The organism is Sphingomonas sp., assembly GCF_025353885.1.
Taxonomy (GTDB): Bacteria; Pseudomonadota; Alphaproteobacteria; order Sphingomonadales; family Sphingomonadaceae; genus Sphingomonas_O.
Genome location: NZ_JANXNX010000077.1, coordinates 1 through 3,797, shown reverse-complemented (window position 1 = coordinate 3,797; position 3,797 = coordinate 1). Strand labels below are relative to the sequence as shown.

Below are 3,797 nucleotides of genomic sequence, written 5' to 3'. Positions count from 1 at the left end.
CCGGAGACGAACCCCTCGACGAACTCTCGGTTTCCGCAGCCAGCACCATCGTTCGCCTGAACCACGCACCCGCCCGCATCGCGCCCGAGGATGTCGGCCTCCCCCGCCATGCTCCTGAGGCCCTGCGCGGCGGTGACGCGGCCTTCAACGCCGCCGCGCTCCGCCGCCTGCTGCTGGGCGAAACCGGCGCTTACCGCGACGCCGTCCTCTTCAACGCCGCCGCCGCGCTCATTGTCGCGGGCCATGTGACCGAGTGGCGCGATGGCATCGAGGAAGCCGCCGAAACCCTCGATCGCGGTCTTGCGAACACGCTGCTCGACTGCTGGATCGCCTACAAATGAACAAACTCACCGAGATTTGCGCCACCACGCGCGCGGAAGTCGCCCGCCGGAAAACCATGCGCTCGCTGAACGACCTGGACCGCGCGGCTGCCACGCAGTCGCCCCCACGCGGTTTTCACGCCGCCTTGACGGCAAAGGCTAAGACCGGTTTCGCCCTCATCGCCGAGATCAAGAAGGCCAGCCCCTCGAAAGGGCTGATCCGTCCCGATTTCGCACCCGCAGAACATGCCCGCGCCTATCAGTCGGGCGGCGCCGCCTGCCTGTCCGTCCTCACCGACGCCCCCTATTTCCAGGGCCACGAAGATTACCTCATCGCCGCCCGCGCCGCCTGCGACCTCCCCGTTCTCCGCAAGGATTTCATGGTCGACCCGTGGCAGGTCGCCGAAGCGCGCGGCATCGGGGCCGATGCAATTCTTGTGATCGTCGCTGCCCTCGACGACGCGACCATGGCCGAACTCGAAGCCGCCGCCATCGAACGGGGCATGGACGTGCTTGTCGAAGTCCATGACGAAGCCGAGCTCGACCGCGCCCTCCGCCTGAAGTCGCGGCTGATCGGCGTCAACAACCGCGACCTGCGCGACTTCAGCGTCGACTTCGCCCGGACCTACGAACTGGTCGGCAAAGCCCCCGCCGACGTCACCTTCGTCGCCGAGAGCGGTCTGACGTCGCACACCGATCTGGTCGCGATGTCCGCGCACGGTGTTCGCACTTTCCTCGTCGGCGAAGCGCTGATGCGAAACCCCGATGTCGAATCGGCCACGCGCGCGTTACTGACGGGCAGATGACCGGTCTTACCCACATCGACGAAGCCGGAGCCGCCCGCATGGTCGACGTGTCCGGCAAGCCCGCCACGGCCCGCACAGCCGCTGCCGAGGGCCGCATAACGATGTCCCCTGTCGCGCTCACCGCCATAAAAGACGGCACCACCAAAAAAGGTGACGTCATCGCCGTCGCCCGCATCGCCGGGATCATGGCTGCCAAACGCACCAGCGACCTGATCCCGCTCTGCCACCCGCTGGCGCTGTCGTCGGTCATGGTCGATTTCGCATTCGAAGCCAAAAGCATCCGCGCCACCGCCACCGTTTCGACCACCGGCCCCACTGGCGTCGAAATGGAAGCGCTCACCGCCGTGTCGGTCGCGTTGCTGACCCTCTATGACATGGCAAAAGCCATCGACCGCGCCATGCGGATCGGCGACATCTGCCTGCTCGAAAAGTCCGGCGGGCGTTCCGGAGACTACGCTGCAGGAAACCCCGCCGCATGATCGGCGTCGAAGAAGCCCAGGCGCGCATCCTTGCGCTCCACGCACCCGTCTCGACGGAAATCGTCCCCCTGCTGGAAGCCGCGGGTCGCTGGACCGCCACGCCCGTCGTCGCCAAACGCACCCAGCCCGCACACGACTTGTCGGCAATGGACGGCTACGCAATCCGCCACCAGGATGGCGCGGGCCCGTGGCGCGTCGTCGGCGACTCGGTTGCCGGAACGCCGTATCCTAACGAAATCGGCCCCGCCCAGGCCGCCCGGATTTTCACCGGGGCCGCAATTCCAGCGGGCAGCGACACCGTCGTCATCCAGGAAAACATCACGCGCACCGGCGACACGATCATTTTGTCCGGCAACGGTCCGAAAGCGCTTGGCGATCATGTGCGGACCGCAGGTTCGGACTTCACCATCGGCGCCACGCTGATCGAAACCGGTGTGCTGCTGACCCCCGCCCGCATCGCCCTTGCGGCCATGGGCGGGCACGACACCATCGCCGTCCGCCGCCGGCTTCGGGTGGCGATCATCTCGACCGGCAGCGAACTGGTGCCCCCCGGCGTCGATGCGGGGCCCGACCGGCTGCCCTCGTCCAACGCCCCGATGCTTGCCACACTGTTGCGGACGCTGCCCGTCGACATTGTCGATCTCGGCATCATTCCCGATGACCTGGCGCAACTGACGGCAGCATTTATGGCCTCGGGAACCTGCGATATCGTCGTCAGCACCGGCGGCGCATCGGTGGGCGACCATGACCTGGTCCGCCCTGCGCTGACGGCTGCCGGAGCCACCCTCGATTTCTGGAAAGTCGCGATGCGGCCCGGCAAGCCGCTGATGGCCGGACGCCTGGGCGACACGGTCGTCCTTGGACTGCCCGGCAATCCGGTTTCCGCGCTGGTCACGGCTGTACTTTTCCTGCGCCCGCTCGTCGCCCATCTGGCGGGTGCCGCCGACCCCATCCCGCCGCGCATCCGCGTGCGGATCGGCGAACCCCTGCCCGCCGTTGGTCCCCGCACCGATTTCGTCCGCACACATTGGCAGGACGGCTCGCTCAGCCCGACATTTCCCGGTGACAGCGGGATGCTGTTGCCATTGGCCGGTGCCGATGCGCTCGTGGTCCGCCCGGCAGGCGCGCCCGCCCTCGCCGAGGGATCGCTCGTCGAGGCTATCCTGCTCGCTTGACGCGACCTGTAATGTTTCCTACACGTTCCCAATACGTTCTTCCAGAACAGGAGAGGTTTGGGTGCTCACTCGTAAACAGCATGAGCTGATTTGTTTCATCAACGACCGGCTTGCCGAAACCGGCGTGTCGCCCTCGTTCGAGGAAATGAAAGAAGCACTCGACCTAAAGTCGAAATCGGGCGTCCATCGCCTGATCAGCGCCCTGGAGGAACGCCAGTTCATCCGCCGCCTGCCCAATCGCGCCCGCGCGCTTGAAGTCATGCGGATGCCCGAACGCGGCGAACAGAAAATGCGGATTCCGGCCAATTCGAACGGGGGCATCATCCTGCCGCCCGCCGCAAACGACGTCATCGAATTGCCGATGCATGGTCGCATCGCCGCCGGTATGCCGATCGAGGCGTTCGAAGGCCAGTCGACGCTGCCGGTGCCCGCCGCCCTGCTCGGCCCCGGCGAACACTTTGCGCTGGAGGTGTCGGGAGATTCGATGGTCGAGGCGGGCATTCTCGATGGCGATTATGCCCTGATTCGCAAGACCGAGACCGCGCGCGATGGTGAGATCGTCGTGGCGCTGATCGACGACCACGAAGCCACGCTGAAATATTATCGTCACGATGGGCCGCGTATTCGGCTCGATCCTGCAAACGTGCTTTACGAAGCGCAGATTTACGCCGCCGAACAAGTCCGCGTGCAAGGCAAACTCGCAGGGTTGCTGCGACGCTACTAACCGAGCCAGCCGTTACATCACCTGCCCGTCACCCCGGCGCAGGCCGAGGCCTATACGGCTGTCGGGTCAAGTGCTTCTATTTCGGCAAACCCGTATAGGCCCCGGCCTTCGCCGGGGTGACGGTTTTGGGGGCAATGGAAAAGGTGACGTCAGCGACGATCTTGTCTAGAGACGGTCCCGTTGGGCTTGTCGGTGCGTTCAGTTACGTCACGTTGCCAGCACCCCCGGAGAAATCGTTGAAGCAGATCATGTCACGCCAGCCGCACACGTTCGTGGCGCCCCCCTCGGCCTGG

Annotated in this window: 4 protein-coding genes and 1 pseudogene; all 5 read left to right on the top strand. The window is 65.6% G+C overall.

Annotation, left to right across the window (positions count from 1 at the left end; genetic code table 11):
• Positions 1 to 341 (top strand): annotated as a pseudogene (locus Q0R02_RS08355) (anthranilate phosphoribosyltransferase); the annotation flags it as partial.
• A complete protein-coding gene (gene trpC / locus Q0R02_RS08350) occupies positions 338 to 1,126 on the top strand; it encodes an indole-3-glycerol phosphate synthase TrpC (protein WP_293882358.1) in 789 nt (262 codons plus the stop codon). The pseudogene Q0R02_RS08355 and the gene trpC, both read left to right, overlap by 4 nt.
• Positions 1,123 to 1,605: a cyclic pyranopterin monophosphate synthase MoaC gene (gene moaC / locus Q0R02_RS08345; RefSeq protein WP_293882356.1), complete on the top strand. Its 483-nt coding sequence runs from the start codon at positions 1,123 to 1,125 to the stop codon at positions 1,603 to 1,605. Before trpC ends, moaC begins: the two co-directional genes overlap by 4 nt.
• Positions 1,602 to 2,780: a gephyrin-like molybdotransferase Glp gene (gene glp / locus Q0R02_RS08340; RefSeq protein WP_293882354.1), complete on the top strand. Its 1,179-nt coding sequence runs from the start codon at positions 1,602 to 1,604 to the stop codon at positions 2,778 to 2,780. The genes moaC and glp overlap by 4 nt, the downstream gene beginning before the upstream one ends.
• Before the next feature lie 61 nt (positions 2,781 to 2,841).
• On the top strand, positions 2,842 to 3,504 hold the full coding sequence (gene lexA / locus Q0R02_RS08335; protein ID WP_293882352.1) for a transcriptional repressor LexA: 663 nt from the start codon (positions 2,842 to 2,844) through the stop codon (positions 3,502 to 3,504).
• Positions 3,505 to 3,797 lie beyond the last annotated feature (293 nt).